Annotated in this window: 20 protein-coding genes and 3 pseudogenes; 12 read left to right on the forward strand and 11 right to left on the reverse strand. The window is 68.1% G+C overall.

The features are described from left to right. The first annotated feature begins 64 nt into the window (after window positions 1-64). The 3 genes from AS25_RS06515 (at window position 65) to AS25_RS06525 (ending at window position 4,265) form a co-directional block, all read left to right on the forward strand. Window positions 65-703: a Maf family protein gene (locus tag AS25_RS06515; protein ID WP_035963620.1), complete on the forward strand. Its 639-nt coding sequence runs from the start codon at window positions 65-67 to the stop codon at window positions 701-703. 104 nt (window positions 704-807) lie between these two features. Further along, a complete protein-coding gene (locus AS25_RS06520; protein ID WP_035963621.1) occupies window positions 808-2,613 on the forward strand; it encodes an acetyl/propionyl/methylcrotonyl-CoA carboxylase subunit alpha in 1,806 nt (601 codons plus the stop codon). A gap of 245 nt (window positions 2,614-2,858) precedes the next feature. Then, a complete protein-coding gene (locus AS25_RS06525; RefSeq protein ID WP_035963913.1) occupies window positions 2,859-4,265 on the forward strand; it encodes an MFS transporter in 1,407 nt (468 codons plus the stop codon). A 125-nt stretch (window positions 4,266-4,390) separates the two neighbouring features. Here the strand turns inward: AS25_RS06525 and AS25_RS06530 are convergent, their stop codons facing one another. After that, window positions 4,391-5,827, reverse strand: coding sequence for an NAD(P)H-quinone dehydrogenase (locus tag AS25_RS06530; protein WP_035963623.1), 1,437 nt, complete (start codon window positions 5,825-5,827; stop codon window positions 4,391-4,393). A 106-nt stretch (window positions 5,828-5,933) separates the two neighbouring features. On the opposite strand from AS25_RS06530, the gene AS25_RS06535 reads away from it, so the two are divergent. From AS25_RS06535 to AS25_RS06545, 3 genes are all read left to right on the forward strand, one after another. Then, window positions 5,934-6,113 (forward strand): hypothetical protein, encoded by a 180-nt coding sequence (locus AS25_RS06535; protein ID WP_035963625.1) that lies wholly within the window; start codon window positions 5,934-5,936, stop codon window positions 6,111-6,113. Window positions 6,114-6,190: 77 nt separating this feature from the next. Next, entirely contained in the window at window positions 6,191-7,009 is an 819-nt protein-coding gene (locus tag AS25_RS06540; protein ID WP_035963914.1) for a purine-nucleoside phosphorylase, read from the forward strand. A gap of 194 nt (window positions 7,010-7,203) precedes the next feature. After that, window positions 7,204-7,560, forward strand: a complete 357-nt coding sequence (locus AS25_RS06545; RefSeq protein ID WP_253270498.1) for a hypothetical protein — start codon at window positions 7,204-7,206, stop codon at window positions 7,558-7,560. Between the two features lie 223 nt (window positions 7,561-7,783). Here AS25_RS06545 and mfd read toward each other — a convergent pair whose 3' ends face one another. After that, window positions 7,784-11,542 (reverse strand): transcription-repair coupling factor, encoded by a 3,759-nt coding sequence (gene mfd, locus AS25_RS06550; RefSeq protein ID WP_035963629.1) that lies wholly within the window; start codon window positions 11,540-11,542, stop codon window positions 7,784-7,786. 258 nt (window positions 11,543-11,800) lie between these two features. On the opposite strand from mfd, the gene AS25_RS06555 reads away from it, so the two are divergent. Further along, window positions 11,801-12,649 (forward strand): uroporphyrinogen-III synthase, encoded by an 849-nt coding sequence (locus AS25_RS06555; RefSeq protein ID WP_035963630.1) that lies wholly within the window; start codon window positions 11,801-11,803, stop codon window positions 12,647-12,649. Here the strand turns inward: AS25_RS06555 and AS25_RS06560 are convergent. Further along, entirely contained in the window at window positions 12,622-13,449 is an 828-nt protein-coding gene (locus tag AS25_RS06560; protein WP_035963631.1) for a sirohydrochlorin chelatase, read from the reverse strand. The two genes, AS25_RS06555 and AS25_RS06560, sit on opposite strands and share 28 nt — an antisense overlap. Window positions 13,450-13,586: 137 nt before the next feature. On the opposite strand from AS25_RS06560, the gene AS25_RS06565 reads away from it, so the two are divergent. Then, window positions 13,587-14,087, forward strand: a complete 501-nt coding sequence (locus AS25_RS06565) for a DUF2505 domain-containing protein (protein WP_035963632.1) — start codon at window positions 13,587-13,589, stop codon at window positions 14,085-14,087. A 115-nt stretch (window positions 14,088-14,202) separates the two neighbouring features. Then, complete coding sequence (gene nhaA / locus AS25_RS06570) at window positions 14,203-15,495, forward strand: Na+/H+ antiporter NhaA (RefSeq protein ID WP_035963633.1); 1,293 nt, start codon at window positions 14,203-14,205, stop codon at window positions 15,493-15,495. Window positions 15,496-15,571: 76 nt separating this feature from the next. Here the strand turns inward: nhaA and AS25_RS06575 are convergent. Together AS25_RS06575 and AS25_RS15615 are read right to left on the reverse strand one after the other, a co-directional pair. After that, a pseudogene (locus AS25_RS06575) lies at window positions 15,572-15,829 on the reverse strand (aminoacyl-tRNA hydrolase); the annotation flags it as partial. 14 nt (window positions 15,830-15,843) lie between these two features. Next, a pseudogene (locus AS25_RS15615) lies at window positions 15,844-15,909 on the reverse strand (aminoacyl-tRNA hydrolase); the annotation flags it as partial. A 128-nt stretch (window positions 15,910-16,037) separates the two neighbouring features. Here AS25_RS15615 and AS25_RS06580 point away from each other — a divergent pair. Beyond that, window positions 16,038-16,925, forward strand: a complete 888-nt coding sequence (locus AS25_RS06580) for a Na+/H+ antiporter NhaA (RefSeq protein WP_253270499.1) — start codon at window positions 16,038-16,040, stop codon at window positions 16,923-16,925. Window positions 16,926-17,226: 301 nt separating this feature from the next. Here AS25_RS06580 and AS25_RS06585 read toward each other — a convergent pair. The 5 genes and pseudogenes from AS25_RS06585 to AS25_RS06605 form a co-directional block, all read right to left on the reverse strand. Next, window positions 17,227-18,031 (reverse strand): annotated as a pseudogene (locus AS25_RS06585) (transposase); the annotation flags it as partial. Window positions 18,032-18,114: 83 nt separating this feature from the next. Further along, window positions 18,115-18,588 (reverse strand): Fe-S cluster assembly sulfur transfer protein SufU, encoded by a 474-nt coding sequence (gene sufU, locus AS25_RS06590; protein WP_035963634.1) that lies wholly within the window; start codon window positions 18,586-18,588, stop codon window positions 18,115-18,117. After that, complete coding sequence (locus AS25_RS06595; protein ID WP_035963636.1) at window positions 18,585-19,880, reverse strand: aminotransferase class V-fold PLP-dependent enzyme; 1,296 nt, start codon at window positions 19,878-19,880, stop codon at window positions 18,585-18,587. Before AS25_RS06595 ends, sufU begins: the two co-directional genes overlap by 4 nt. Window positions 19,881-20,054: 174 nt before the next feature. Next, window positions 20,055-20,639 (reverse strand): aminoacyl-tRNA hydrolase, encoded by a 585-nt coding sequence (gene pth / locus AS25_RS06600; RefSeq protein WP_035963638.1) that lies wholly within the window; start codon window positions 20,637-20,639, stop codon window positions 20,055-20,057. 179 nt (window positions 20,640-20,818) lie between these two features. Then, window positions 20,819-21,445, reverse strand: a complete 627-nt coding sequence (locus AS25_RS06605; RefSeq protein ID WP_035963640.1) for a 50S ribosomal protein L25/general stress protein Ctc — start codon at window positions 21,443-21,445, stop codon at window positions 20,819-20,821. A gap of 510 nt (window positions 21,446-21,955) precedes the next feature. On the opposite strand from AS25_RS06605, the gene AS25_RS06610 reads away from it, so the two are divergent. Together AS25_RS06610 and AS25_RS06615 are read left to right on the forward strand one after the other, a co-directional pair. After that, entirely contained in the window at window positions 21,956-23,434 is a 1,479-nt protein-coding gene (locus AS25_RS06610; RefSeq protein WP_035963918.1) for a sugar transferase, read from the forward strand. 166 nt (window positions 23,435-23,600) lie between these two features. Then, window positions 23,601-25,298 (forward strand): GH25 family lysozyme, encoded by a 1,698-nt coding sequence (locus tag AS25_RS06615; RefSeq protein ID WP_035963643.1) that lies wholly within the window; start codon window positions 23,601-23,603, stop codon window positions 25,296-25,298. A 199-nt stretch (window positions 25,299-25,497) separates the two neighbouring features. On the opposite strand, the gene AS25_RS06620 is transcribed toward AS25_RS06615, so the two are convergent. Then, complete coding sequence (locus tag AS25_RS06620) at window positions 25,498-26,478, reverse strand: ribose-phosphate diphosphokinase (RefSeq protein WP_035963644.1); 981 nt, start codon at window positions 26,476-26,478, stop codon at window positions 25,498-25,500. Between the last annotated feature and the right edge of the window lie 51 nt (window positions 26,479-26,529).

A 26,529-nucleotide genomic window follows, 5' to 3' on the forward strand; every position in this document is an offset into this window, starting at 1 on the left:
GCGAGCACGTCCCTCCTGACCGGCCCGACGTCCCCCTCACCCGATCCGCCGTAGAGTGAGGGGCGTGCAACCCGCTCTCGTCCTGGCCTCGCAATCACCGGCGCGCGCATCCCTGCTGGAGCGCGCGCACATCCCGTACCGCGCCGTCGTCTCCCACGTGGACGAGGACGCCCTCGTGGCCGCGGAAGCCCCCGAGACCCCTGCGCAGATGGCATTGTTGTTGGCCCGCGCCAAGGCGGAGGCCGTCGCAGCGCTTCCGGAAGCAGAGAGGCGGCTCGTCCTCGGGTGCGATTCCGTTTTCGAACTCGACGGCGTCCCCTACGGCAAGCCGTACGAGCCGGACGTCGCGATCGAACGCATCAGCGCCATGAGCGGGCGCACTGGCACGTTGCACACGGGCCACTGGCTCGTGGACGCGCGCACGGGCGAGGCTTCCGGCAACGGCCTGATCTGCTCCGCGGACGTGCACTTCACCGCCATGACGCGCGCGGAGATCGAGGACTACGTGGCCACGGGTGAGCCCCTCCAGGTCGCGGGCTCCTTCACCCTGGACGGGCGGGGATCCCAGTTCATCGAACGGGTGGACGGGGATCCGAACGCCGTGATCGGGCTGAGCCTGTCCACCCTGCGCACCCTGCTCGCCGGGGTAGGGATCCGGGCGTCCTCGTGGTGGGGTGCCGCAGTACAGGGTGGGGCGCAATGATTTGTAGATCTTCCACAGTTACCGCACCGCGGTACCCCCGCGCTTAGGCGTTCCCCGGCGCGGGGCACTAACCTTTCGGCAGAGAGTCGACAAGGAGCTATCACGTGACAACCACCTCGCGGCAGCAAGAGGCCGCCACCGCAACCCGCCCCGTCACCAAGGTCCTCGTGGCCAACCGAGGGGAGATCGCGGTGCGCGTGATCCGCGCCGCGCGCGACGAGGGCATCGCCTCCGTGGCCGTCTACGCGGACCCGGACCGGGATGCCCTGCACGTGCGTATGGCGGACGAGGCGTACTCCCTGGGCGGGACGACCGCCGCGGACTCCTACCTCCGGATCGACAAGATCCTCGACGCCGCCCGCCGCGCCGGTGCCGACTCCGTCCACCCCGGTTACGGGTTCCTGTCCGAGAACGCGGAATTCGCCTCCGCGGTGATCGCGGCGGGTCTCACGTGGATCGGCCCTCCCCCGGCGGCGATCGCTCAGCTCGGTGACAAGGTCGCGGCCCGCCACATCGCCGAGAAGGTCAAGGCCCCGCAGGTCCCCGGCACCGCCGATCCCGTGTCCTCGGCCCAGGAGGTCCTGGACTTCGCGGACGAACACGGCCTGCCGATCGCGATCAAGGCCGCCTTCGGCGGTGGCGGTCGCGGCATCAAGGTGGTGCGTGAGCGCGACGCGATCCCCGAGCTCTACGAATCGGCCGTCCGCGAGGCCACCGCAGCGTTCGGCCGCGGTGAGTGCTTCGTGGAACGGTTCCTGGACGTGCCCCGCCACGTGGAGACCCAGTGCCTCGCGGACCAGTTCGGCAGCGTCGTCGTGGTCTCCACGCGCGACTGCTCGCTGCAGCGTCGCAACCAGAAGCTCGTGGAGGAGGCGCCCGCGCCGTTCCTGTCGGACGAGCAGATCGAGCGGCTCTACGAGTCCTCCAAGGCCATCCTCAAGGAAGCGCAGTACCAGGGCGCGGGGACGTGCGAGTTCCTCGTGGGCCAGGACGGGACGATCTCCTTCCTGGAGGTCAATACGCGCCTACAAGTGGAGCACCCCGTGTCGGAGGAGGTCTCGGGACTGGACCTGGTGCGGGAGCAGTTTCGCATCGCCCGCGGTGAGGCTCTCGGCTACGACGACCCCGAGATCCGCGGACACAGCTTCGAGTTCCGGATCAACGGCGAGGACGCCGGCCGCAACTTCATGCCCTCCCCCGGCACGCTCACCACGTTCACCGTGCCCTCCGGGCCGGGCGTGCGCGTGGACTCCGGCGTGGAGGCCGGCGAGACCGTGGGCGGGAACTTCGACTCGATGCTCGCCAAGCTCGTGGTGACCGGTGCGACCCGCACGCAGGCCCTCGAACGGTCCCGCCGGGCCCTGCAGGAACTGACGATCGAGGGCATGCCCACTGTCGTCCCGTTTCACCGGGCCGTGGTGAGCGATCCCGCGTTCGCAACCCCGGACGACACTCCCTTCACCGTGCACACCCGGTGGATCGAGACGGAGTTCGACAACCGGATCGAGCCCTTCACCGTGGCACCCGAACCCTCGGCGGACGAACCCGAACGGCAGAGTGTCGTCGTGGAGGTGGGCGGTAAGCGCCTCGAGGTGACCATGCCGCGGCTGGGAGGTGCGGCCCGCCCGGACGCGGCCCAGCCCAAGGCACGTAAGCAGCGCAGCGGACGCGGCACGGCGGCCCGCGGAGCCTCGGGGGATTCCCTCTCCTCACCCATGCAGGGCACGATCGTGAAGATCGCCGTGGCCAACGGGGACGAGGTCTCCGAGGGGGACCTGATCGTGGTGCTCGAAGCCATGAAGATGGAGCAGCCGCTCACCGCCCACAAGTCCGGTGTGATCAAGGACCTGGACGTGTCCGAGGGGGACACCGTCTCCGCCGGCACCGTGCTGGCCTCCATCACGGGCTGACGCCCCGGCGCATCGCCTTACGGGGCCGGGGCATCGCCCCGGAGCCCCCACCAATCCGTCGTAGCGGCCCCGGTTCGGAACAGGACCGGGGCCGCTCCGCACCCGCTCAACGACGAGACCGGCCCAGCACACGAACTGAGCGACGTCGAGGTTTCATCTCAGAATGTGGACGCCAGAATTCACCATGCGGTATGGCCGGTCTTATCTTGAAGGCATTTCGCCCCTGAGTCCCTGTGAGGTTCTTCATGTCTTCCACCGTGTCCACCGTGGATCCGGGATCCCCCGCGGAGCAATCACGTGTGCCCCGCAGCCGCGTGATCCTGGCGTCCCTCGCGGGAACCACGATCGAGTTCTACGACTTCTACGTGTACGCGACCGCTGCGGTGGCCGTGTTCCCCGCCCTGTTCTTCACGGGCGAGAACGACACCGCCAAGCTGCTGGCCTCCATGGCCACGTTCGCCGCCGCGTTCTTCGGCCGGCCCATCGGCTCCGTGATCTTCGGTCATTACGGGGACCGGATCGGGCGTAAGGCCACCCTGATCGGCGCACTGCTGACCATGGGTATCGCCACGTTCCTGATCGGCCTGTTGCCCACGTTCTACCAGATCGGCATCTGGGCTCCCCTGATCCTCACGATCCTGCGCTTCTGTCAGGGCCTGGGACTGGGCGGCGAATGGTCCGGTGCCTCCCTGCTCGCGACCGAGTACGCGGAGGAGGGCAAACGGGCCCGCGCCGCAATGTGGCCGCAACTCGGCGCGCCGTTCGGGTTCATCCTGGCCAACGGCTTCTTCCTGCTGCTGACCGTGGTCATGCAGTTCGGCACCGCGGGTCACCACCTGGGCACGGGCCACCCGTTCCTGGTGTGGGGCTGGCGGATCCCGTTCCTCGCGTCCGTGGTCATGGTCCTGCTGGGCCTGTGGGTGCGGATCAAGCTCGAGGAGACCCCGGTGTTCCAGCGCGCGGAACAGCAGGGTGAGAAGGTCAAGGCCCCCGTGGCCGAGGTCTTCAAGACTTCGTGGGTGCAGATCATCCAGGGCACGTTCATCATGCTCGCCACGTACGTTCTGTTCTACCTGATGACCGCGTGGGTGCTGTCCTACGGAATCGGCAAGCCGGAGACCGGTGGCCTGGGCATCGAGTACCGCACGTTCCTGATCCTGCAGTTGCTCGCCGTGCTGCTGTTCGCCGCCATGGTCCCCGTCTCGGGCTGGCTCGCGGACCGCTACGGCCGCCGCTCCTCGCAGCTCGTGGTCACGAGTCTGATCCTGCTGTTCGGCCTGAGCTTCGCCCTGATCATGAACCCCGACCTCGTGGGCACGGGCGCGGACGCGTCCCTGCTGCGCGTGCTGGTCTTCCTCACGATCGGCATGACCCTCATGGGCCTGACGTTCGGTTCCATGTCCGCGATCCTGCCCGAGCTGTTCCCCACGAACGTGCGCTACACGGGGTCGGGCATCGCGTACAACGTCGCGTCCATCCTGGGCGCGGCCATCACCCCGTACATCGCGGTGCTGCTCAACGCGCGCTTCGGCGTGGGCTCGGTGGGCCTGTACCTGTCCTTCGCTGCCGTCATTACGCTCATCGCGCTGTGGCTCTCCCCCGAGACCCGGCACGTGAACATGTACACCGTGGGCACCAAGGCCGCCAAGTAGGCTTTCCCCCTTCCACGGACGACGACGCCGCGGTGACCTCCCGTATGAAGGTCACCGCGGCGTCGTCGTACCCCGGGTGCGAACCGTGCCCGCCGGAACGAGCGGTGCTCGCCCGAGCGGGGCGATCAGCGGTGGACGTGCAAGCGGCGCGCGGCCTCGGCGATCGTGCCGGACAGGGACGGGTAGACCGCGAACGTGTCGGAGAGGTCGTCCACGCCCAGGCGGTGGGTCACCGCGAGCGCGATCGGGAAGATCAGCTCGGAGGCGCGCGGTCCCACGACCACGCCGCCCATGACCGTCCCGCTGCCGCGGCGGGCGAAGATCTTCACGAAACCGTCGTCCACGGCCATCATCTTGGCGCGCGGGTTGGTGGACAGCTTCATGGTCATGCCGGTGAACATCGTGGGATCCGCCTCGACGTCCGACTGGGAAATGCCCACGGAAGCGATCTCCGGGGACGTGAAGATGTTGGACGCGACCTCGCCAGTGTGCAGCGGGTGCACGGTGTCACCCAGGATGTGGGCCACGGCGATCCGGCCCTGCATGGCGGCCACGGAGGCCAGGGGCAGCACGCCCGTGCAGTCACCCGCGGCGTAGATCCCGGGGACCGACGTGCGGGAGACCGAGTCCACCTTGATGTGACCGCGCTCGTCCATGGCGACCCCGGCCTCCTCGAGACCCATGTCCGCGGTGTTCGGGATTGAGCCCACGGCCAGCAGGCAGTGCGAACCGCGCACCTTGCGCCCGTCAGAGAGCGTCACGCGCACGCCGTCCCCGGTGTTCTCCACGGAGTCGGCGCGGGAGCGGGACAGCACGCGCAGACCGCGGCGCTCGAAGACGTTCTCGAGCACCTGGGCGGCATCGGTGTCGGAACCGGGCAGCACCTGGTCGCGGGACGAGATCAGGGTGACCTCCGAGCCCAGGCCGTTGTACGCGGAGGCGAACTCGGCGCCGGTGACACCCGAACCCACCACGATCAGCTTCTCGGGGATCTCGGTGAGCTGGTAGATCTGCTTCCAGTTGAAGATCCGCTCGCCGTCAGGCTTGGCGGTGTCCATCTCCCGGGGGTGCGAGCCCACGGCGAGCAGGACGACGTCTGCGTGGAGTTCGTACTCGGCGTCGTCGTCGGAGGGGCTGACCACCACGGTGTGCTGATCGGCCAGGCGGCCGCGGCCCTGCACCACGCGCACGCCCACGCGCTCCAGGCCGCGCTTGATGTCACGGGACTGCGTGGCGGCGAGGCGCAGCAGGCGCACGTTGACGGTGTCCAGGTCCACGCGGAGGTTGTTCAACTCCTCGCTCGCATCCTGACCGTCCCCCACGTGCACGCCCAGGTCCTTGGCGTCCGCGAACCGGTTCATGGTGTCCGCGGACGCGATCAGGGTCTTGGAAGGGACCACGTCCGTGAGCACGGCGGAACCGCCCATGCCCTGCTCCTCGATCACGGTGACCTCCGCACCGAGGGACGCGGCGACCAGTGCGGCCTCGTAACCACCGGGGCCGCCGCCGATGATCACGAGCTTCGGATTCGCAAATTCAGTCTGCACACTCACGGTCCCCATTGTTGCAGCATTTACCCCGGGTGCTACCGCCCATGATGGTGGTCCGGCTCTTCCGCGGGCCGGTTACGAGGGGCCGAGTCAGCGAACACACGTCGTAGGAGGAGACATGTCCACCGTCGCTCTCGTTGTCGTTCTGGGCTTCGTGCTTTTCGTCGTCCTCGTCGTCGTCCTGGTCGTCGGGGTGGTTCTCACGGCCTCACTCCGCCGGCAGCGCCCGCCCGCGTCCGATCCGGCCCCTCCGCTCAATGGCCACGTGGTGCGGGGCGCACCTCCCGCCGATCATTGAGGACGACCCCTTGCCGGCAGGACCCTTGCCCGGGCCTTTCACGTCCGAGCGGTGGATCGCGGCTTAGAGTGGTGCCCGTGACTGAGAACGCAACGGCTTGCACGGATCCCTTCGACCTCGCCCGCCGCGCCGCGGACGTCCTGCGTGAGCGCACCGGCGTGCAGAGGCACCGGATCGCCCTGACCCTGGGCTCCGGGTGGGGCGGTGCCGCGGACCTCATCGGTGAGACCGAACACGAGATCCCCGCGACCGAGATCCCCGGCTTCTCCGCCCCCGCCCTGCAGGGCCACGGCGGCACCCTGCGTTCCATCCGGCTCACGAACGGGGATCACGCCCTGGTGATCGGGGCGCGCACCCACTTCTACGAGGGCAAGGGTGTGCGGGCCGTGGCCCACGGCGTGCGCACGGCCGCCGCGGCCGGAGCCGAGATCATGATCCTGACGAACGGATGCGGCGGACTGAACCCCGCATGGGGGCCCGGGACCCCCGTGTTGATCCGCGATCACATCAACCTCACCGCCCACTCCCCGCTCGAGGGCGCCACCTTCGTGGACCTCACCGACCTTTATTCTCGGCGGATGCGGGACATCGCCCACCAGGTGGACCCCGGACTCGACGAGGGCGTTTACGCCCAGTTCACCGGACCGCACTACGAGACGCCGGCGGAGGTTCGGATGGCCAAGGTGCTCGGGGCGGACCTCGTGGGCATGTCCACGGCGCTCGAGGCGATTGCCGCGCGCCACGCCGGCCTCGAGGTGCTGGGGATGTCTCTCGTGACCAATCTCGCGGCGGGGATCAGCGACGAGCCACTGTCCCACGAGGAAGTGCTCGAGGCCGGCCAGGCCGCCGGCCCCCGGATCTCCCGGCTGCTCGCGGACGTCGTCGCAAAGTTGTGAGAACGCGCGCCGGTTCGGGTGCTCGATATCGACGGAATGTCGGCAAGTTCCGGTCCCAGGCACTAGACTGGGCGCAGGAACGTAATGGGCCCGCCGCGGCGGTCTGAAAGGGTGAACTCATGGTCAGAAGAGCCGAAACACACACGAGCGATCAGTACTCCGCTGGGCGCACGGTGGAGGATGGCAGCCACGCGGTGACCGAGGACCACCGGGCCGCCCGCTCCGACCACGATTCCGCGTCCCGCCGCAAGCCGCAATACTCTGGCCAGGACGACGTCGTGAAGAACGCCATCCTCTTCGGCGGCGGTTTCATCACCATCCTGGTGAGCCTTTACCTCTTCGCGTCCTACCCGGACAGCTGGTTGTTGTTCCTGCTCGGGATCCTGGCCTACGGTCTGGCCCTCATGGTCCCCACCACGATCCTCAACGGAAGCACCGCCAAGCACTCCACCGGTGGCAAAGAGGTCACCCTGGACCTCCCGCGCGACTCCTCCGAGATGGCCCGCCAGCCCATCGGCGCGGGTCAGCGCCAGGACAACGTGAGCCACTGACGCACCACCCTTGTGAACAGCCCCGGTCGAACGACCGGGGCTGTTCGCGTTGTGGGTCCTGGGCCTCGCGAAGGCCCGGAGCGAATCGGTCGGGCGGCTGGCCCGCTCACCTCGCGAGCCAGCCCGTCCGGAGCAGCCTCCTCCACGACGGTGACGGCACGTCCTGAGACCGGCCACTCCACAGCGGTCGTGGCCTGCCCGGCACCGCCCACCCCAGCGGGGTCTACTGCCCTCCGCCCTCCGGGGCTTGCTGCAGCGGAGGGAAGATCGCGTCCAGCACCTCCCGTGCCCATGCGAGGATCTCCCCGTCCACGAGGTCCTTGCCCCCGATCCGCGCGGTCTTGGGTTTGGGGATCAGCGCCATGCGGGTGTCCGCCCCCGGGACCGACTTCACCTGCGCGCCCGGGTACATCCGGGTCAGGCGCATCTCGCGGGACTCGGTGAGCTCGGCCGGCGAGAACCGGATCATGGTGCCCTGGGTGGCCACGTCCGTGAGACCCGCGGCGCGCGCCCTGATCCGCAACCGGGCGACGTCGAGCAGGTTCTTCACCGGGGTGGGTAGCGGGCCGTAACGGTCCTTGAGTTCCTCGCCGGCCTCCGCGACGGCTTCTTCCGTGGCGGCGTTCGCGATCGTGCGGTACGCCTCGAGCCGCAAGCGCTCACCGGGCACGTAGTCGTGCGGGAGGTGGGCGTTGACGGGCAGCTCGATCTTCATCTCGGCGGGACCCGTGTCCTGGTCGCCGCGGTACTCGGCCACGGCCTCCCCCACGAGCCGCAGGTACATGTCGAAGCCCACGCCCGCGATGTGTCCGGACTGTTCCCCGCCCAGCAGGTTGCCCGCACCGCGGATCTCGAGGTCCTTCATGGCCAATTGCAGACCCGAGCCGAGCTCGTTGTGGGCGGCCACGGCCTTGAGCCGTTCCAGTGCCGTCTCGCTGAGGGGTTTCTCCGTGGGGTACAGGAAATAGGCGTAGGCACGTTCACGCCCACGGCCCACGCGACCGCGCAACTGGTGCAGCTGCGACAGCCCGTAGCGGTCCGCGTGGTCCACGATCAGCGTGTTGGCGTTGGCGATGTCCAGGCCCGTTTCCACGATGGTGGTGCACACCAGGACGTCGAACTTCTTCTCCCAGAAGTCCACGATGATCTGCTCCAGGCGCGACTCGCTCATCTGCCCGTGGGCCACCGCGATCCGCGCCTCGGGAACGAGTTCGGCGAGCGCTTTGGCCTGCGCCTCGATCGAGGAGACACGGTTGTGGATGAAAAACACCTGGCCCTCGCGCATGAGCTCACGCCGGATGGCCGCGGAGACCTGCTTGTCCGTGTAGGGCCCCGCGTACGTGAGCACGGGGTGGCGTTCCTCGGGCGGGGTCGCGAGCGTGGAGGTCTCACGGATGCCCGTCATGGACATCTCCAGCGTGCGCGGGATGGGGGTCGCGGACATGGCCAGGACGTCCACGTCCGTGCGCATGGCCTTGAGCTTCTCCTTGTGCTCCACGCCGAAACGCTGTTCCTCGTCGATGATCACCAGGCCCAGGTTCTTGAACTGGGTCTCCTTGGAGAGCAGTCGGTGGGTCCCGATGACGACGTCGATCGCGCCGGAGCGCAGTCCCTCGAGCGTGGCCTTGGACTCCTTGGCGCTCTGGAACCGGGACAGCGTGGCCAGGCGCACCGGGAAGCCCGAGAAGCGTTCGGCGAAGGTCTCGGTGTGCTGCTGGGCGAGCAGCGTGGTGGGCACGAGCACGGCCACCTGTTTGCCGTCCTGCACGGCCTTGAACGCCGCGCGCACCGCGACCTCGGTCTTGCCGTAGCCCACGTCCCCGGAGATCAACCGGTCCATGGGGATGGGCCGTTCCATGTCCGCCTTGACCTCGTCGATCGTGGTGAGCTGATCCGGGGTCTCCACGTACGGGAAGGCCTGTTCGAGTTCGCGCTGCCACGGGGTGTCCGGGCCGAACGCGTACCCCTTGGACGCCATGCGCGCCGAGTACAGCCGGATCAGCTCGTTGGCGATCTCCTTGACGGCCTTCTTGGCGCTGCGCTTGGTCTTGTTCCAGTCCGCGCCACCCATCTTGGACAACGACGGCGCTTCCCCGCCCACGTACGTGCTCACCTGGTCGAGCTGCTCCGTGGGCACGAACAACCGGTCCCGGGGACCGTTGCGCTTGGACGGCGCGTACTCGAGCACGAGGTACTCGCGCACGGGCTTGGGTTGACCCGGGGCAGTCATGGCCCCGGCGATCGGTCGCTGCACGAGTTCGATGAACTGCCCGATCCCGTGCTGCTCGTGCACCACGTAGTCGCCCTTCTGCAGGGCCAGGGGGTCCACCTGGTTGCGCTTGCGCCGCTGCGGCAGTTTGCGCTGGGCCCGGTTGTCGTAGGCGGTGGAACGCCCGAGCACGTCCGCCTCGGTCAACAGGGCGGTGCGCGTGGCCTCGATGACGAACCCGCGTCCGGCGCGGGCCGTGGTCAGTTCCACGAGACCGGCCCGGGGCACCTCCGTGAGGCTGTCGCACCGGGCGGCGGGGATCTCCGCCCCGTGCAGCAGCTCGCTCAGCCGCTGCAGCGGTCCGGGGCCGTCCGTGACGAGCACGACCCGCCAGTCGTCGTGCACGCGCTCCCCCAGGAAGCGCAGCATGGCCTCCACGTCCCCCGAGAACCGGGTGGGTTCGCGCGCCGTGACGGTCAGGGTGTCGGCGTCGGTGTCCGCGAGCCGGACCTCCTCGTCCGCGGTGTCGGCGTCGATCTGGGAGGTCGTCACGGCGTTGACGTTGAGCCCCGTGACGGACCACCACCCCACCGACCGGTCGAGCGCGAGTTCCCGGACCTCCCCCACTGTGTGGAAGGACCCGGCGGCGAGCGTGCGGGACGCGCCGTCGTCGGCGTCGAGCGCGGCGTGCAGGTCCAGCGGGGCGTCGTTGCCGCCCGAGGCGGACTCCCACGCGGCCGTGAGGAACTCCTGGTTGGTGGCCACGAGGTCGTGCGCGCGGGCCCGGACCTTCTCGGGTTCGAGCACCACGGTCATGGAGCCTTCGGGCAGCAGGGACATGAGCTGGACCATCTCGTCCGCGAGCAGTGGCGCGAGCGATTCCATGCCCTCCACGTACTGCCCGCCAGCAATACGCTCCAGGATCTCGCGCCCGCCCGGCAGCTGTTCCTTGAGCTTGGCGGCGCGCGACTGCACCGACGGGGTGATGAGTAGTTCGCGGCACGGCGGCGCCACGATCACGGACGGGTGTTCGGCATCGGTCAGCGTGCGCTGGTCCGCGACCGCGAACCACCGCATCTCGTCGAGCTCGTCCCCGAAGAACTCCGCGCGCACCGGGTGGTCCTCGGTGGGCGGGAAGACGTCGATGATGCCACCGCGCACCGCGAACTCACCGCGGCGGGTCACCATGTCCACGCGCGAATACGCTACCCCGGCAAGACTTGTCACGAGCTGCTGGAAGTCGTACTCCTGGCCCGTGCGCAGCGTCACCGGTTTCATGGCACCCAGCCCGGCGACCACGGGCTGCAGCACCGAACGCACCGGCGCCACGACCACGCGCAGCGGCTGTTCCCCGTCCTGCGCGTGGTCCAGGCGCCGCAGCACGCTCAATCGCTGACCCACGGTGTCCGAGCGCGGCGAGAGTCGTTCGTGCGGCAGGGTCTCCCAGGACGGGAAGTTCGCGATCTGCTCGGCGGGCACGTAGGACGCGAGCCCCGACTGCAGTTCCTCGGCCTCACGTCCCGTGGCGGTCACGGCAAGCAGGATCGGGGTGGACCCCGCGGAACCGCCCTTGGCCCCGTCGGACGACGACGCTGCCCCGGCCCCGTCCGCGAGCCCCCGCGCGATCTGCGCGAGCACCGGCGCGCGCAAGCCGTCGGTCGCGCTGATGATCGTCTCGGCGGAGCGTTCCGTGAGCGGCCGGGCGGCCTGCGCGCGGATGTTCGCGAAGCTGCGGTCCTCGGAGAGCGCGGTGAGCAGACCGGTCAGGGACATGGGTGGCTGACTCCTAGTGGGTGCGGTGATCGGGACCTGTGGTCCCGCGCCCATGACGGGCGCGACGGAACGCGCTACAGCCTACTCGGGACGTCGGACACGATCCCCCGCGAGCGCCCCGTCCGGACCATGCCCTCGCAAGAAGTGCACCGGGTCGGCCGGACTCACGCGAGGTCAGCCCCGTACGCGAGCGCGCGGACCCGACACCCGTTCCCACGGCCGGACTCGTACCGGGCGGCCCGCTCGTACCCTGGAGACATGACAACAGCTGAGCACCCCGCCCTGACCGGACTGACCGTGGCCGTGACCGCGCATCGCCGCGCCGCCGAGCAGGGCGGGGCGTTCGAACGCCACGGGGCACGTGTGCTCCACGCGCCCGCGCTCAAGCTCGCCCCGGTGGACGAGGACGACGCCGTGTTCGCCACCGTGCGCGAGACGATCGCGACTCCCCCGGACGCCGTGCTCGTCACGACGGGCTACGGCTTCGACCGGTGGCTGCGCGTGGCCGAGCAGGAAGGGCTGGGTGACGAGCTGCTGAAGACGCTGCGCGGCGTCGTCGTCATGGCACGCGGAGCGAAGGCCCGGGGGCAGTTGCAGGCCAAGGGCGTGACGTGCGCGTACACGGGTGCGTCCGGGCGCACCGCGGAGCTCGTGGACCGCGTGCTCGCGGGGGATCCCGCGGCGCAGCGCCCCGCGACCGTGACTGTGCAGGTGCACGGCACCACGGACGAGGAGCAGCTCGAGCGGTTGCGCGCGGGTGGGATCGCGGTGCGCGTGGTGGCGCCCTATCAGTGGGAGTCCGCGGACGAGGGTTCCCGACTGGCCGGGCTCGTGCGCGACGTCGTGGCCGGGGAGATCGATTACGTCACGTTCACCGCCGCGCCCGCCGTGGACGCGCTGTTCGACGCCGCTCGCTCGGTGGGCGCGTACGACGAGTTGGTGGGCGCATTACGCGAGGGCCGGTGCACCGCGGTGGCGATCGGGCCGGTGTGTGTACAACCGCTCGAGGAAGCGGGTATCACGAACGCCGTGGTGCCCGAGCGGTTCCGCCTGGGGGCCATGGTCAAGGCCGTGTGCGATCACGCGCGGGAGGCCGCCTCGCGGTAGTGCTCCACAGTGAGCTCCATGAGTTCCGGGGGCACCGATCCGGGGTGGACGAGTAGCGGCTCGGCCACGACGTCGCCGCCGGCCGTGAGGACGCGACCGTGGAAGAAGCCCGGCGCCAGGAGGTACGGGACGAGCAGCACGCGCCCGGCATCGGCTGGCGTGGTTCCCGAGCTCTGCGCTGCGTACGGGCGCGATGCTCGACCGTGGGAGCCGGGCCGTTCGGAGTGTTGACCGAGTTCCGCGCGCGCGGCGGCCACGGCATCGGGAACCGAGGGCTGCGCCGCTGAGAGGTAGGCGGCCGTCACGGGCGCGCCCAGTGCATCGCCGAGGTATCGGGCCATGAGCTCGCAATCGTCCCGCGAACGGGGATCGGAGGATCCCGCCGCGACCATGAGCACGCGATCGGCCTGTGCGAGACCGGGTGCGCCCGCGGCGTCGAGCGCCTCGGTGAGCCGCCGGGCCATCACGCCCGCCAGGCGCCGGTCGGGGCCCAGCGCCGCGGCCACGACGTGCTGTGGTGAGGACTGGACGGCCCGGGCCATGTCCACGAACACGTGGTACCCGGCGGAGAGCAACAGCGGCACGACCACCGCGGGGTGCTCGGCGTGTTCCCGGGTGCGCGCCACCAGGTCGGGTTCCTGGACGTCCACCCACGTGTCCACCACGTCCACCTCGGGAAGGGCCGCACGCACCTGCTCGACCAGGGCGGCGACGGCGCGTTGTCCCCGCTCGTCGCGGGTCCCGTGGGCGCACGCGAGCAGGACGGGAGCGGAGGCGGGATGCGTGTTCACACAGTCCATTGTGCCGGTTTCCCGGCTTGCGCGGCGCATCCGGGAGGCCGCGGTCGCGGGACCGATGACTAGGATGAGGGCAGCCCGCGCACCGTGTCCCATGGCGCGCGGAAACCGACGATTCGGCGACGACCCTGAGGAGCATCATGTCCGTCAACGCTTCCACCACCATCAAGGCCCCCGTGGACACCGTCCTGGCCACGTTCGTGGACGAGGCCTTCGTCCGTCACGTGAGCGCCTTGGCCGGAACGCAGTTCGAGTCCTTCGAGGTCAACGGGGACACCTCCACGGCGTTCACCGCGACCACCGTGCGCAGCATGGGCTCGGACAAGCTGCCGGACGTGGCGCAGAAGTTCGTCAAGGGCGGGGTGAAGCTCACCCAGGTGGACACGTACGGCGCCCCCGCCGCGGACGGTACCCGTACCGTGCGCACCGAGATCAAAGTGGCCGGTCTGCCCGTGGGAGCCACCGCGCACCAGACCATCAAGCCCCTGGGTGAGGACGAGACCTCGGTGGACGTCACCGGTGAGGTGCAGGCCAACATCCCGCTCGTGGGCAAGAAGATCGCCGCGGCCGCCGAGCCCTACATCGGCAAGGCCCTGACCCTGCAGGCCCGCCAGGCCGAGGCGTGGATCATCAAGAACTGAGCGCCTCGCGGGTCTAGGATGGCCGGGCGGGCACCATCGGTGCCCGCCCGGCCATCCTTCGTCCTACTCGACAACCGCGGTTCACCTGTGAACCACGTGACGGGAGTTCCTTGTCTTGAGCACAGACACGCAGACGTCCTCCGGTTCCGGTGGATCCTTCACGAATTTCCTGCGCCGGGACACCACCGGCGGTCTCTTCCTTCTGATCGCCATGGTGTTGGCCCTCGTGATCGCCAATTCCCCGTGGGGGGAGGTCTACTTCGGGCTGCGTGACACCGAGGTGGGCCCGAGTGTGGCCGGGCTGCAGCACACCGTGGGGCAATGGGCCTCAGACGGGCTGCTCGCGATCTTCTTCTTCCTCACGGGGTTGGAGTTGAAGACCGAGTTCGTGGACGGGGAACTGCACAACATCCGTAAAGCGATCCTGCCGGTCGTGGCCGCGTGCGGCGGCGTGCTCGTTCCCGCGTTGATCTTCCTGGGGGTCAACCTGGCCGCCGGTTCGGAGCGCACCGCGCTGCACGGCTGGGCGATCCCCACCGCCACGGACATCGCCTTCGCGGTGTCGGTGCTCGCGGTCGTGGGTTCGTCCCTTCCCGTGGCCATGCGCACGTTCCTGTTGACCCTGGCGGTCGTGGACGACCTCATCGCGATCGCGATCATCGCGTTCGTCTACACCGAGAGCGTGAACTTCCCGTTCCTGGGTGGGGCCGCGGTGCTGCTGGCACTGTACTGGTTCCTCACCCACAAGTTCATGGGGTGGTTCATGGCCCGGCACTGGGCCGCGTGGGTCATCCTGCTGCCCATCGGTGTGGTGACGTGGTGGCTGGTCTACGAGTCCGGGATCCACGCCACGATCGCGGGCGTGCTGCTGGGCTTCATGGTCCCCGTGCTCAAGCAGAAGCCGCGCATCATCCGTCAGGAGGACCCGCGCATGGGGTTGGCGCCCGCGCTCGAACACCGCTTCCGTCCGCTGTCCAACGGCTTCGTGATCCCCGTCTTCGCGTTCTTCTCGGCGGGTGTGGCCGTGGGCGGCTGGGACGGTGTGACCTCCGCCGCCACGGACCCGGTGGCCCTGGGCATCGTGGCCGGTCTACTGCTCGGCAAGCCCATCGGCATCTTCGGTGCCGCGTGGCTCATGGACCGTTTCACGTCCGCGGAGAAGGACCGGGACTACACGTGGTTCGACATGTTCGGCATGACGATCGTCGCGGGCATCGGGTTCACGGTGTCCCTGCTCGTGGGCGAACTGAGCTTCGGAGAGGGCAGCCCCCACGGCGACCACGCCAAGGTGGGCATCCTGTGCGGTTCCCTGCTCGCCGCGCTGATCGGTGGCACTCTCGTGGCCACGCGCAACAAGAAGTACAAGGCGATGCGCACGGCCGGCCACGACCCGGACACCCTGGACTGACGCCCACACACCGCTGCACAAGAGACGCGCCCGCTCCCCCGATGCGGGGGGCGGGCGCGTTACGCGTGACGGGCGGTCAGGCCGGGTTGCGGGGGTGGAAGTACTGCTGCGCGGCGGTCAAGCCCCGCTCGCTGAGCATCTCGACGGCGTCGGCGGCGTCACTGATGAGCAGCGGCAGTTCTTTGGCCTGCGCGCCGGAAAATCGCTTGAGAACATAATCGTCGATATCCATGCGTCCCGGGGGTCGACCCACGCCCACGCGAACCCGGATGTAATCCCTGGTTCCCAGAGCCTTGGTGATGTCCCGCAGCCCGTTGTGACCGCCCCCACGACCATGGCACCGATGTTGTGCCGGGTCCCCGCGTAGCGGTCCCCCGGGTTGCCCAGTCCCACGACCAGCGTCCGCTGCGTCATCTCGTGTCCCTTCTTCGGGGCGGGGGCCCGCTCGTTCGTCCCGCACCGTATCGGGTGTCGGATTGTTCGTTGCCGTCCACGTCGATCTCGAGCACGGCGTTGGAGTTACGGGACGCGAGCATCATGTCGTGGCCCGGCAGGATCACGTGCAGCGGCTCGGCACCGTGGCCGTCCTGGCGTTCGTGGGCTCGGCCCTGCCCACTGCCATGCGCACCTTTCTCTTGACCCTGGCCGTTGTCGATGATCTGATCGCGCTCATCATCATTGCGTTCGTGTACACGGATTCCGTGCGCGTGCTCTTCCTGGGCGGCGCAGCCGTGCTGCTCGGGATCCTCTGGGTACTCACCCACAAGTACGCCAACTGGTTCATCGCCAAGCACTGGGCCGCCTGGGTGATCCTGTTGCCCTTTGGAGTGGCCACGTGGTGGTTCGTCTACGAAGCCGGCGTGCATGCCACCATTGCCGGTGTCTTGCTGGGGTTCATGGTGCCCGTCATGAAGAACACTCCCCGAGTCATCCGTCACGAGGACCCCGAGATGGGCCTGGCCCCGGCCCTCGAGCATCGTTTCCGCCCGCTATCCAACGGCCTGGTCATCCCCATTTTCGCGTTCTTATCCGCTGGCGTGGCCGTGGGCGGCATCGAGGGCATCAACTCCGCAGCCACTGATCCCGTGGCGCTGGGTATCGTGGCCGGTCTGCTGATCGGTAAACCCGTGGGAATCTTCGGCGCATCCTGGCTCATGGACCGGTTCAGTCCAGCGGTCAAGGACAACGACTACACCTGGACCGACATGTTCGGCATGTCGTTCGTGGCCGGTATCGGCTTCACGGTGTCCCTGCTCGTGACCGAGCTGAGCTTCGGCACCGGCAGCCCCCACAACGACCACGCCAGGGCGGGAATTCTGTTCGGCTCCATGTTGGCCGCCGTCATTGGTGGCATCATGCTGCTGACCCGCAACGCCACGTACAAGAAAATCCGGGCCCACGGCGTGGATCCGGACGTCTACGACAACTGACATGTAGGGGAGTTCTGTCGAGAGGACAGGGTGAGGTGCCGTCCGGAAGCTATCCGGGCGGCGCCTCTTGTTGGCCCAGCCGGTGCTGGTCGGAAAGCGTGTCAGGTGGCGACGCGCGGTCAGACTGATATGCGCGGGTTGGGTACCGCAGGACGGTGTTCGGCTAGAACGGACCGCGTGTCTACAATCCAGCGTGGCACCGCAACAGGAACCTCGTGCTGCTGCTCATAGTTGTATCGCGGGTCGCTCCACGCGCTACCTCCCGGGACCACCGGCGGGTCGGCTTGTAGGGGCGGGAGACCTATCCGGTGGCCACCCCGCCCATCTGCTCATCCATCACGGCCAAGGACCAGCACCGCCCGGCCAGCTCCCGTGCGATAGCCACGTTAGCGATCGTGTAGCGCTTCTTCCGTTCAAGCATCCGCACCCAGCGGTTGTGCAATCTGCGGTTGCTGGCATCGCCGCGGGCCCGAGCCGCAGCCGGGGCCAGGTCCCAGCGGTCCCGCATGATCTTGCCGATGCAGTATGCCCGGCGGTGGTGCCAGGCTGCGTCGACCAGCAGCCGCCAGGCATGGGTGTTACCGGTCTTGGTGATCGGTCCTCGTACTCTGCTGGCTCCGGAGGAGTGCTCGCAGGGCACCAGCCCGACGAAGGCCCCGATGGTGTTACCGGTGAAGCGGTGCCAGTCCCCGATCTCCACTGCCAGCCCGAAGCCGGTCAGTGTGGAGATCCCGCGCAAGCACCCCAGCCAGTGGACGACCTCGGCGAATTGGGACTCGGCGGCCATCTTGGTAATTGCTTGATCCAGTCGGTCACGGCGGTCCGCAGTGGCCAGAACCGTCTCGTGCTCGGCATCAAAAGCCATCCGCGTGGCCGGGGATTCCAAGTACTGGCGGGCCAGGTGCACCGCGTCCTTCGCATCAGTTTTCACCCGGTCCCCAAAAGACCGTTGCAGCTTCGAGGGGCCGCCACCACACACCGGATCCCGTCTGCGTTCAACACCCGAGATGACCCGAAACCGATGGGGCGGCCTCCTAGGTCACCGCCACCGGCCCGGGCAGCTGGCGGATCCAGGACCGAATGTGAACGTAATCTGAAGTCAGCCGGGCATGTCCGGTAACCCACGAATCTCTGTGAGGGAGGCCCCGGCCCGCAACCCCTCCACGACAGACGGGTCACTAGATACCGTTTAGACGGTCTTGGACGCCGCGTGCTTCACGGCGTCCTCGACGGCCACCCAGCTGAGCATCGCGCACTTCACGCGCGCCACGAACTTGGACACCCCCGCGAAAGCAGCGGCGTCACCCAGGATCTCTTCATCTGGAGTCACCTGGCCACGCGACCGCAGCATGTCACGGAAGTGCTCAATCAACGTGTCCAGCTCGGGCAGGCTCAATCCCGGTGCCGTTTCCGCTAACACCGACGCCGCCGCCATGGAAATCGAGCAGCCCTCGCCGTTCCACTCCACGGCCTCTACCGTGGGGGTCTCCCCGCCTGTCACCGTCACCCGCACGGTGATTTCATCACCGCACGTGGGGTTGTACTGATGCGACACTCCGCTGCGCTCACCAGCGGATGAAACGTCCTGGCTCGCCTCCCCACTGCGCTTGTGCGAGTGCTCCAAAATGATGGTCTGGTACAGCTGGTCCAATTCAGCGCTCATGCGCCCTCCGCCCGGAAGTAGCCGCGAACACGCGAAAGCTCGTCGAGGAAGCGATCGACGTCGTCGGTGGTGTTGTACAAATACGTGCTTGCGCGTGTGCTGGCCGTGAGGCCCAATTCGCGGTGGAGCGGCTGGGCGCAGTGGTGACCAACGCGCACGGCAATTCCCGCGGCATCCAAGAGCTGACCCACATCGTGCGCGTGCACCCCGGCCACGTCAATGCTGACCAGGCCCACGCGCTCCACCCCGGGTTCGGGACCGATGAGACGAACGCCGTTGATCTCGGTGACACCTCGTGCCAACTGACGGCCGAGTTCGGCCTCCCACGCCTCGATCCGGCCCATGCCGATCGCCCGCAGGTATCGCACGGCCTCAGCCCAGGCGACGGCCTGGCTGATGCGCTGGGTACCGGCATCGAAGCGGACGGGCGAGTCCAGATAGCGAGCATGCTCGGTGGTGACCTCGGTGATCATGGAGCCGCCGGTGAGGAACGTGGGCAACGCATTGAGCAACTCGTGGCGACCGTAGAGCGCGCCGATGCCCGTGGGACCCAGCATCTTGTGCGCGGAGAACACGGCGAAGTCCACGCCGAGCGCGGGAAAATCTATGGGCATGTGCGGCACGGATTGGCACGCATCGAGAACCGTGAGCGCGCCGATTTTTTGGGCCTCCCCCACGATGGCCTGCACATCCGTGATCGCACCGGTCACGTTGGACACGTGAGTGAACGCGACGAGCTTGGTGCGCTCCGAGACTGTGTCGGCAACCGCCTGGGGCGTGATCAGACCGCGCGCGTCCACGGGAACCACGCGCAGGCTCGCACCCGTGCGGGCTGCCAGTTCCTGCCACGGGATCAAATTCGCGTGGTGCTCCGCCTGGGTCGTGACGATCTCATCATCGGGCCCCACTCGAAACCGCTCCGCGTTCTCGGAACCATTGGAACCTGCGGTCGCGTTGGACATCGCGTAACTGAGCAGGTTCAGCCCCTCGGTGGCGTTGGAGGTCCAGACCAGTGAATAAGGGTCCGCACCCACGAAGTGCGCGATCGTGGCCCGTGCGTCCTCGAAGAGATCCGTGGCCTCGACGGCCAGCGTGTGGGCGCCGCGGTGGACTGCTGCACGATGATGCAGGGTGAAGTCGCGTTCCGCGTCAGCGACCGCCAGGGGCACCTGGGAGGTGGCACCGGTGTCTAGGTACACCAACGGATGACCCGCCACCTGCGATTCGGTGAGCAGCGGGAAATCCCGCTTCAGCCTCAAGACCTGCTCGTTGTCCAAGGGGGTTGTGGGCATGACTCCTTCTTACGAGCTTCCGCTCCTTGACGAACGCTACGGGCATTTCGACCGTAGTCCGGTGCGAGCACGGTGACGAATGGTGATTACGCAGTGTTGAGCCCACCGTCACTATGGGCCGGGTCCGCGGTGTCACCGGCCGGCGCGGGCCGGACGCGAGAACCCGGCCCGGTGTCAGGACAATCTGGCGTGGAAGTACTGTTGCGCGGCGGTCAAGCCCCGCTCGCTGAGCATTTCCACGGCGTCGGCGGCGTCACTGATGAGCAGCGGCAGTTCTTTGGCCTGCGCGCCGGAAAATCGCTTGAGCACATAATCGGCGGTATCCATGCGTCCCGGGGGTCGACCCACGCCCACGCGAACCCGGATGTAATCCCTAGTCCCCAGAGCCTTGGTGATGTCCCGCAGCCCGTTGTGACCGCCCTCCCCACCACCGCGCTTGAGCTTGACGGCACCGAAGGGCAGGTCAACGTCGTCGTGGACCACCACGAGCTCGTCCGCACCCAGGGAGTAGTACTGGGCCAGCGCGCTCACAGGCCCCCCGGAGACGTTCATGTAGCTCAAGGGCTGGGCCACCACGAGTCGCGGCGCCCCCGGACGTATCCGGGTCTCCGCCACGGCGGCGCGCGCCTTGTGGGCGGAGAGTTTCACGCCGGCGCGCTGCGCGAGTTCGGCCACGACCATGGCACCGATGTTGTGCCGGGTCCCCGCGTAGCGGTCCCCCGGGTTGCCCAGTCCCACGACCAGCGTCCGCTGCGTCATCTCGTGTCCCTTCTTCCGTGCGGGGCCCCGCTCGTTCGTCCCGCACCGTATCGAGTGTCGGATTGTTCGTTGCCGTCCCCGTGTCCGGACCCGGGGACGACGGCGGCGGCAGGCACACGTGGTGCTTGCCGCCGCTCATCACATCGCCTCAACCCGTTACGGACGGGCGACCACTTGGATCACTCGTCGTCCGAGGACTCCTCGGCCGACTCCTGCGCGGTCTCGCCCTCGACGTCCTCGGTCTCCGGCTCCTCACCCAGATCCTGCTCCACGGGCTCGGACACATTGATGACCAGCAGCTCGGGGTCGGACACGAGCGTGACACCGGAGGGCAGGGTCACGTCCGCGGCGTAGATGTGCTCGCCGGCCTCGCGGCCCTCGATGTCCACGACGACGTTCTCAGGAACCTTCAGCGCGTCGGCCTCGACGAGCAGGACGTTCTCCTCCACGTTGTGCACGGCGGTCGCGGCGACCTCGCCCTCGACGGTCACGGGGATCTCGACCTCGACACGCTCACCGCGGCGCACGGTCAGCAGGTCGATGTGCAGGATCTCGGGGCGCACGGGGTGGCGCTGGACGTCCTTGATCATCGCGAGGTGGCCCTCGCCGTCCACGTCGATCTCGAGCACGGCGTTGGAGTTACGGGACGCGAGCATCATGTCGTGGCCCGGCAGGATCACGTGCAGCGGCTCGGCACCGTGGCCGTAGATCACGGCGGGGATCTGGTCGTTGGCGCGCACGCGGCGGGAGTAGCCCTTGCCGAACTCGGTGCGCAGGGTCGCGGGAATGGTGATGACGTCCACCATGGTGGGTCTCCTTCGATCGTGGGTCTGGTTGGTTACCGTCAGACCGTCCGAGTCACGGTGGAGGTGCTCGCACCGTGCGTCCCGAACGTTGTTACGACCGACGTGGTGCGGTACCCCACTCGCCCACCGCTCGGGATGCACTCACCGGTCGCGGTGGATTATAAGGATCCACAAGCCGTCGTCGATAACGGGGCGGGACGACCGCCCCCTCGCCTTGGCAACGGGCCCACGATAGCACGTGCCCCACCCCCGGCGCCGCCTCCGGGTTTGACCCCCAAGCGGGCGACGACGCGGCCCCGTCAAGGACGTCACATGTCCACAATTCTGTACCGATTCATGAACTCCGGGGATATTCGAGCAGGTGAGAGAGTATGTTGACTAATTAGCGGGCGTAAATCTCGGGGGAGATGAACACCGCGGTGCGGGGACTCGTTGGGAACGGTCCACGCATCGGAGCGAGCGCGTGGGGCGTCTCGCCGTCGAACGGTTTTGGGGGAAGGTTCGTCGACCGTGTTCCAACATGCAAGCCAGAAACACAAGCACCTGTCGTGGCGCGAGAGCTACCAGACGGAACTGAGGATCTACGACGCTTTGTCCCTGGTGCTCGCGCTCGCCGCGGCCCAGGCCCTGCGGTTCGGCTGGCTGCAGGGGTTGCTGCAGGTGGACGTGCTGCCCGTGCCCTACTGGCTCGTGGGGCTGCTGCTGGCCGTGGGGTGGTGGCTGTGGCTCGAGCTGCGCGGCACCCGCGGTGTGCGGCTGATCGGTAACGGCGCGGAGGAGGCAAAGCAGCTCGTCACGGCCTCGCTCACGTTGTTCGCCGCGATCGCCATCGCCTCCTACGCCTTCAACGTGCCCACGGCGCGCGGGTACATCCTGATCGCGCTGCCTCTCGGCACACTGGCCCTTTTCGCAGGACGCATGTGGGCGCGGCGTCAACTCATGCAGCGGCGCAAGAACGGGCTCAACATGTCCCGCACCATGGTGGTGGGTCGCTTCCCGGGGGCGGTGGAACTTGTTGGAGAGCTGCAGAGTCGCCCGGACGCCGGGTTCAACCCCGTGGCGGTCTATATGCCCACCTCGCACCACCAACTGCCGCAGTCCCTGCACTCCGTGCGGGTACCCGTCAACGCACTCGCGCCGGAGGAACGCCCGAGCGTCCAGGGGATCATGCAGGCGTGCCGCGAGCACGACATCGAGACGCTCGTGATGGCCGCCGCTGTACCCCTGAACACCACTGAGATCCGCCACCTGGGCTGGGCGCTCGCGGACGAGCGGATCCGACTGGTCATGAACACCGGGCTCACGGACGTGGCCGGACCCCGGATCCACACCCAGCAGCTCGTGGGTCTGCCGCTAATCCACGTGGCCACCCCGCGTTTCACCCGGTCCAAGAAGATCGTCAAGCGCATCATCGACGTCACCGGCTCTCTGGCCGCGCTGATCATCCTCTTCCCCGTGATGCTCGTGCTGGGCATCCTGGTCAAGGCGCACGACGGCGGTCCCGCGTTCTTCGCGCAGGAGCGCGTGGGGATTGACGGCACCCGGTTCCGGATGCTCAAGTTCCGTTCCATGTACACGGACGCCGAGGAACGCAAGGCCGCCCTGATGGCCGCCAACGAGTCCCAGGGGGACGTGCTCTTCAAGATGAAGGACGATCCCCGCGTGACCGCACCCGGCAAGTGGATGCGCCGGTTCAGCCTGGACGAGCTGCCGCAGTTCATCAACGTGCTCAACGGCACCATGTCCCTCGTGGGGCCCCGCCCGCCGCTGGCCAGCGAGGTGGACAAGTACGAGCAGCACGTCTACCGCCGCTTGCGGGTGCGCCCCGGGATCACCGGCCTGTGGCAGGTCTCCGGTCGCTCGGACCTCGACTGGAACCAGACCGTGCGTCTGGACCTGTACTACGTGGAGAACTGGTCGCCGGTGCAGGACATGGTGATCATGCTGCGAACCGTGCGTGCGGTCTTCGCCTCCGAAGGCGCCTACTGAGGTCGAAATCAGAAGTATTTCTTCTCGAAATGCAATCGTGATGCCCATTGCGTGTGAGATACATCGAATTCCTGGGTGACCACTTACACTTTCTAGTGCGTCCCCCCTGGCCGCTCGCCTTCCCCCCAACGAGTGGCTCCCCCCACACGCAGTAAAGGCTACGCGTATGATCTCCCCCCGAAAATCAGTGCTGCCCGCTGCCGTGACCGCCGCGGTCCTGGCACTGACCACCTTCATGCCCGCCACGGCGGCCAACGATCCCGCGGAGAACCTCAACCCCGAGAAGGGGAAAGTGGTCTCCGTGGAAACCCGCGAACTCGAGACGGTCGTCAACGACCCCCGGCTGCCCACGGCCCCACCCAAGACCGGTGATAAGAACCCCGGTGCGACCATGGGCCAGAAGATGAAGTCCATGGCGGCCACGACCAACCTCTCGGAGGCGTCCGAGAAGGAACTCGACAAGGTGGCCGAGAAGGTCCTGGGCCCCGAGGCCGCGAAACCCTCCGCCGCGCCGTCGACCGCGGCGCCGTCGCCCAAGACCCCCGCCACACCGTCCGCGAGCGCGAACCCGAAGGCCACCGCGAGTGCCTCGGCGCAGGCCGCGGGCGCCACGGGCATCGGCCCGGCCGGTTCCATGTCCCTCGTGATCCGGGAGAACACCTGGATCCCGGCCGGGATCCAGGGCATGGACGTCTCCGGGTGGCAGCCCGCCGTGAACTGGAGCGCGGAGTACGCCGCCGGCGCACGCTTCGCCTACGTCAAGGCCACCGAGGGAACGGGCTACCGCTCCGAGGCCTTCAACGACCAGTACACGGGCTCGTACCGGGTGGGCATGTTCCGCGGTGCGTACCACTTCGCGCTGCCCTCCCAGTCCTCCGGTGCCGCCCAGGCGGACTTCTTCATCAACAACGGCGGCGGCTGGTCCTCGGACGGCAAGACCCTGCCCGGCCTGCTGGACATCGAGTACAACCCCTACGCCTCCCTGGGCGGCACGTGCTACAACATGTCCCAGCCGCAGATGACCGCGTGGATCAAGTCCTTCTCGGACCGCTACAAGCAGCGCACCGGTCGACTGCCCGCGATCTACACGACCGCGGACTGGTGGCAGACCTGCACGGGCAACACGGCGCAGTTCAACGACCACCCCCTGCACCTCGCGTCCTACGGCGTCACGGCACCCCAGTGGTACCCCAACGGCTGGTCGCGCTACGACATCTGGCAGTACACGGACAGCGGGCCCTTCTCGGGTGACTCGAACGTGTACGGCGGTTCGTGGGCGCAGTTGCAGGCCCTGGCGTCGTCGTCGAACTACACCCCGCTGGGCGGGCGCGCGACCGGTTACTCCGTGGCCGGCGGCATCGGCGCGATCTACCGCGCCACGGGCGGCGCCGCGAAGTGGGGCACCCCGGTGGGCCCCGAGGCCAACGCCGCGAACGGCGGCCGGTACCAGGAGTTCGTGCGCAACGGCGTGAAGTCCACCGCGTACTGGCACCGCACCACGGGCGGGCACATGGTGCGCAACACGAGCAGTATCGGCGGGAAGTTCATCGGCGCCGGACGGGAACGCGGCTACGGCTTCCCGATCACCGAGGAGCGCTCGCTGGCGGGCGGGGCCTACCAGGTCTTCCGTACCCCGTCCGGTAAGTCCACCAAGGTCATGTGGTCCCCGCGCACGGGTTCGCGCGCGGTCAAGGAGTACGGCGCGATCGGTCAGCGCTGGGCGAAGTCCGGTATGGAGCGTGGCCTGGGCTATCCCACGACCGACGAGTACCGCGCGGGCTACGAGATCCGTCAGCAGTTCTCCAACGGATACGTGATCGGCTACAACACCGTATACGGCGGGACCCGGATCAGCCGGTTGTGATGCCGTGGTGCCCGGGGTGATGCGCCCCGGACACCACGACTGCCGAGCACGACGAAGGCCGGGGTGGCATATGCCGCCCCGGCCTTCGTCGTATCGGTCACCCTGAAGGGCCCGCGCCCAATGGTCGCGGTACCGGGCGCGGTCGCGGATCCTGCCCCATGAGTAAGGCCGGATGACCGTTCACATCAGCGGCAGTCCGTCAGGAGCGGCCGTTGAACAGGCTCGTGACCGATCCGTCCTCGAAGACCTCCTGGATGGCCCGGGCGATCAGCGGGGCGATCGAGAGCACCTCGAGGTTCTCGAACTGGTGCTCCGGGGGCACGGGCAGGGTGTCGGTCACGACCACCTTGTCCGCGCCGCACGAGGACAACCGCTCCACCGCGGGACCGGAGAACACGGCGTGCGTGGCCGCGATGATCACGTTCTGTGCGCCCTGGTCCTTGAGCACCTTCACGGCGCCGGTGATGGTTCCGCCGGTGTCGATCATGTCGTCGATGAGCACGCACGTGCGGCCCTTGATGTTGCCCACGACCTCCTTGGACACCGCCTGGTTGGGCACGGTGATGTCCCGGGTCTTGTGCACGAACGCGAGCGGCGCACCGCCCAGGCGCTCGGCCCACTGCTCGGCCACGCGCACGCGGCCGGTGTCCGGGGACACCACGGTCACGTTGTCCACGTCCACCACGGAACGCACGTAATCGCTCAGCAGCGGGATGGCCATGAGGTGGTCCACCGGTCCGTCGAAGAAGCCCTGGATCTGCGCGGTGTGCAGGTCCACGGACATCAGCCGGTCCGCGCCCGCGGTCTTGTAGAGGTCCGCGATCAGGCGCGCGGAGATGGGCTCGCGGCCGCGGTGCTTCTTGTCCTGGCGCGCGTACGGGTAGAACGGGCTGACCACGGTGATGGACTTGGCGGACGCCCGCTTGAGGGAGTCCAGCATGATGAGCTGCTCCATCAACCACTGGTTGATGGGTGCGGGGTGGGACTGGATCAGGAACGCGTCCGCGCCGCGCACCGACTCACCGAAGCGCACGTAGGTCTCACCGTTCGCGAAGTCGTACGCGTCCGTGGGGACCAGTTCGGTGCCCAGCTCACGGGCGATGTTTTCGGCGAGCTCGGGATGGGCCCGACCCGAGAGCAGAACCATGCGGTTCGAACCCGTGTTGGTGATGCCGGTCATGTGAACTCGCTTTCCTTGAATTCCTGTGGATCACTGCTCGCGTGCCGTACG

It is taken from the genome of Kocuria marina, assembly GCF_000786655.1.
Classification (GTDB): domain Bacteria; phylum Actinomycetota; class Actinomycetes; order Actinomycetales; family Micrococcaceae; genus Kocuria; species Kocuria marina_A.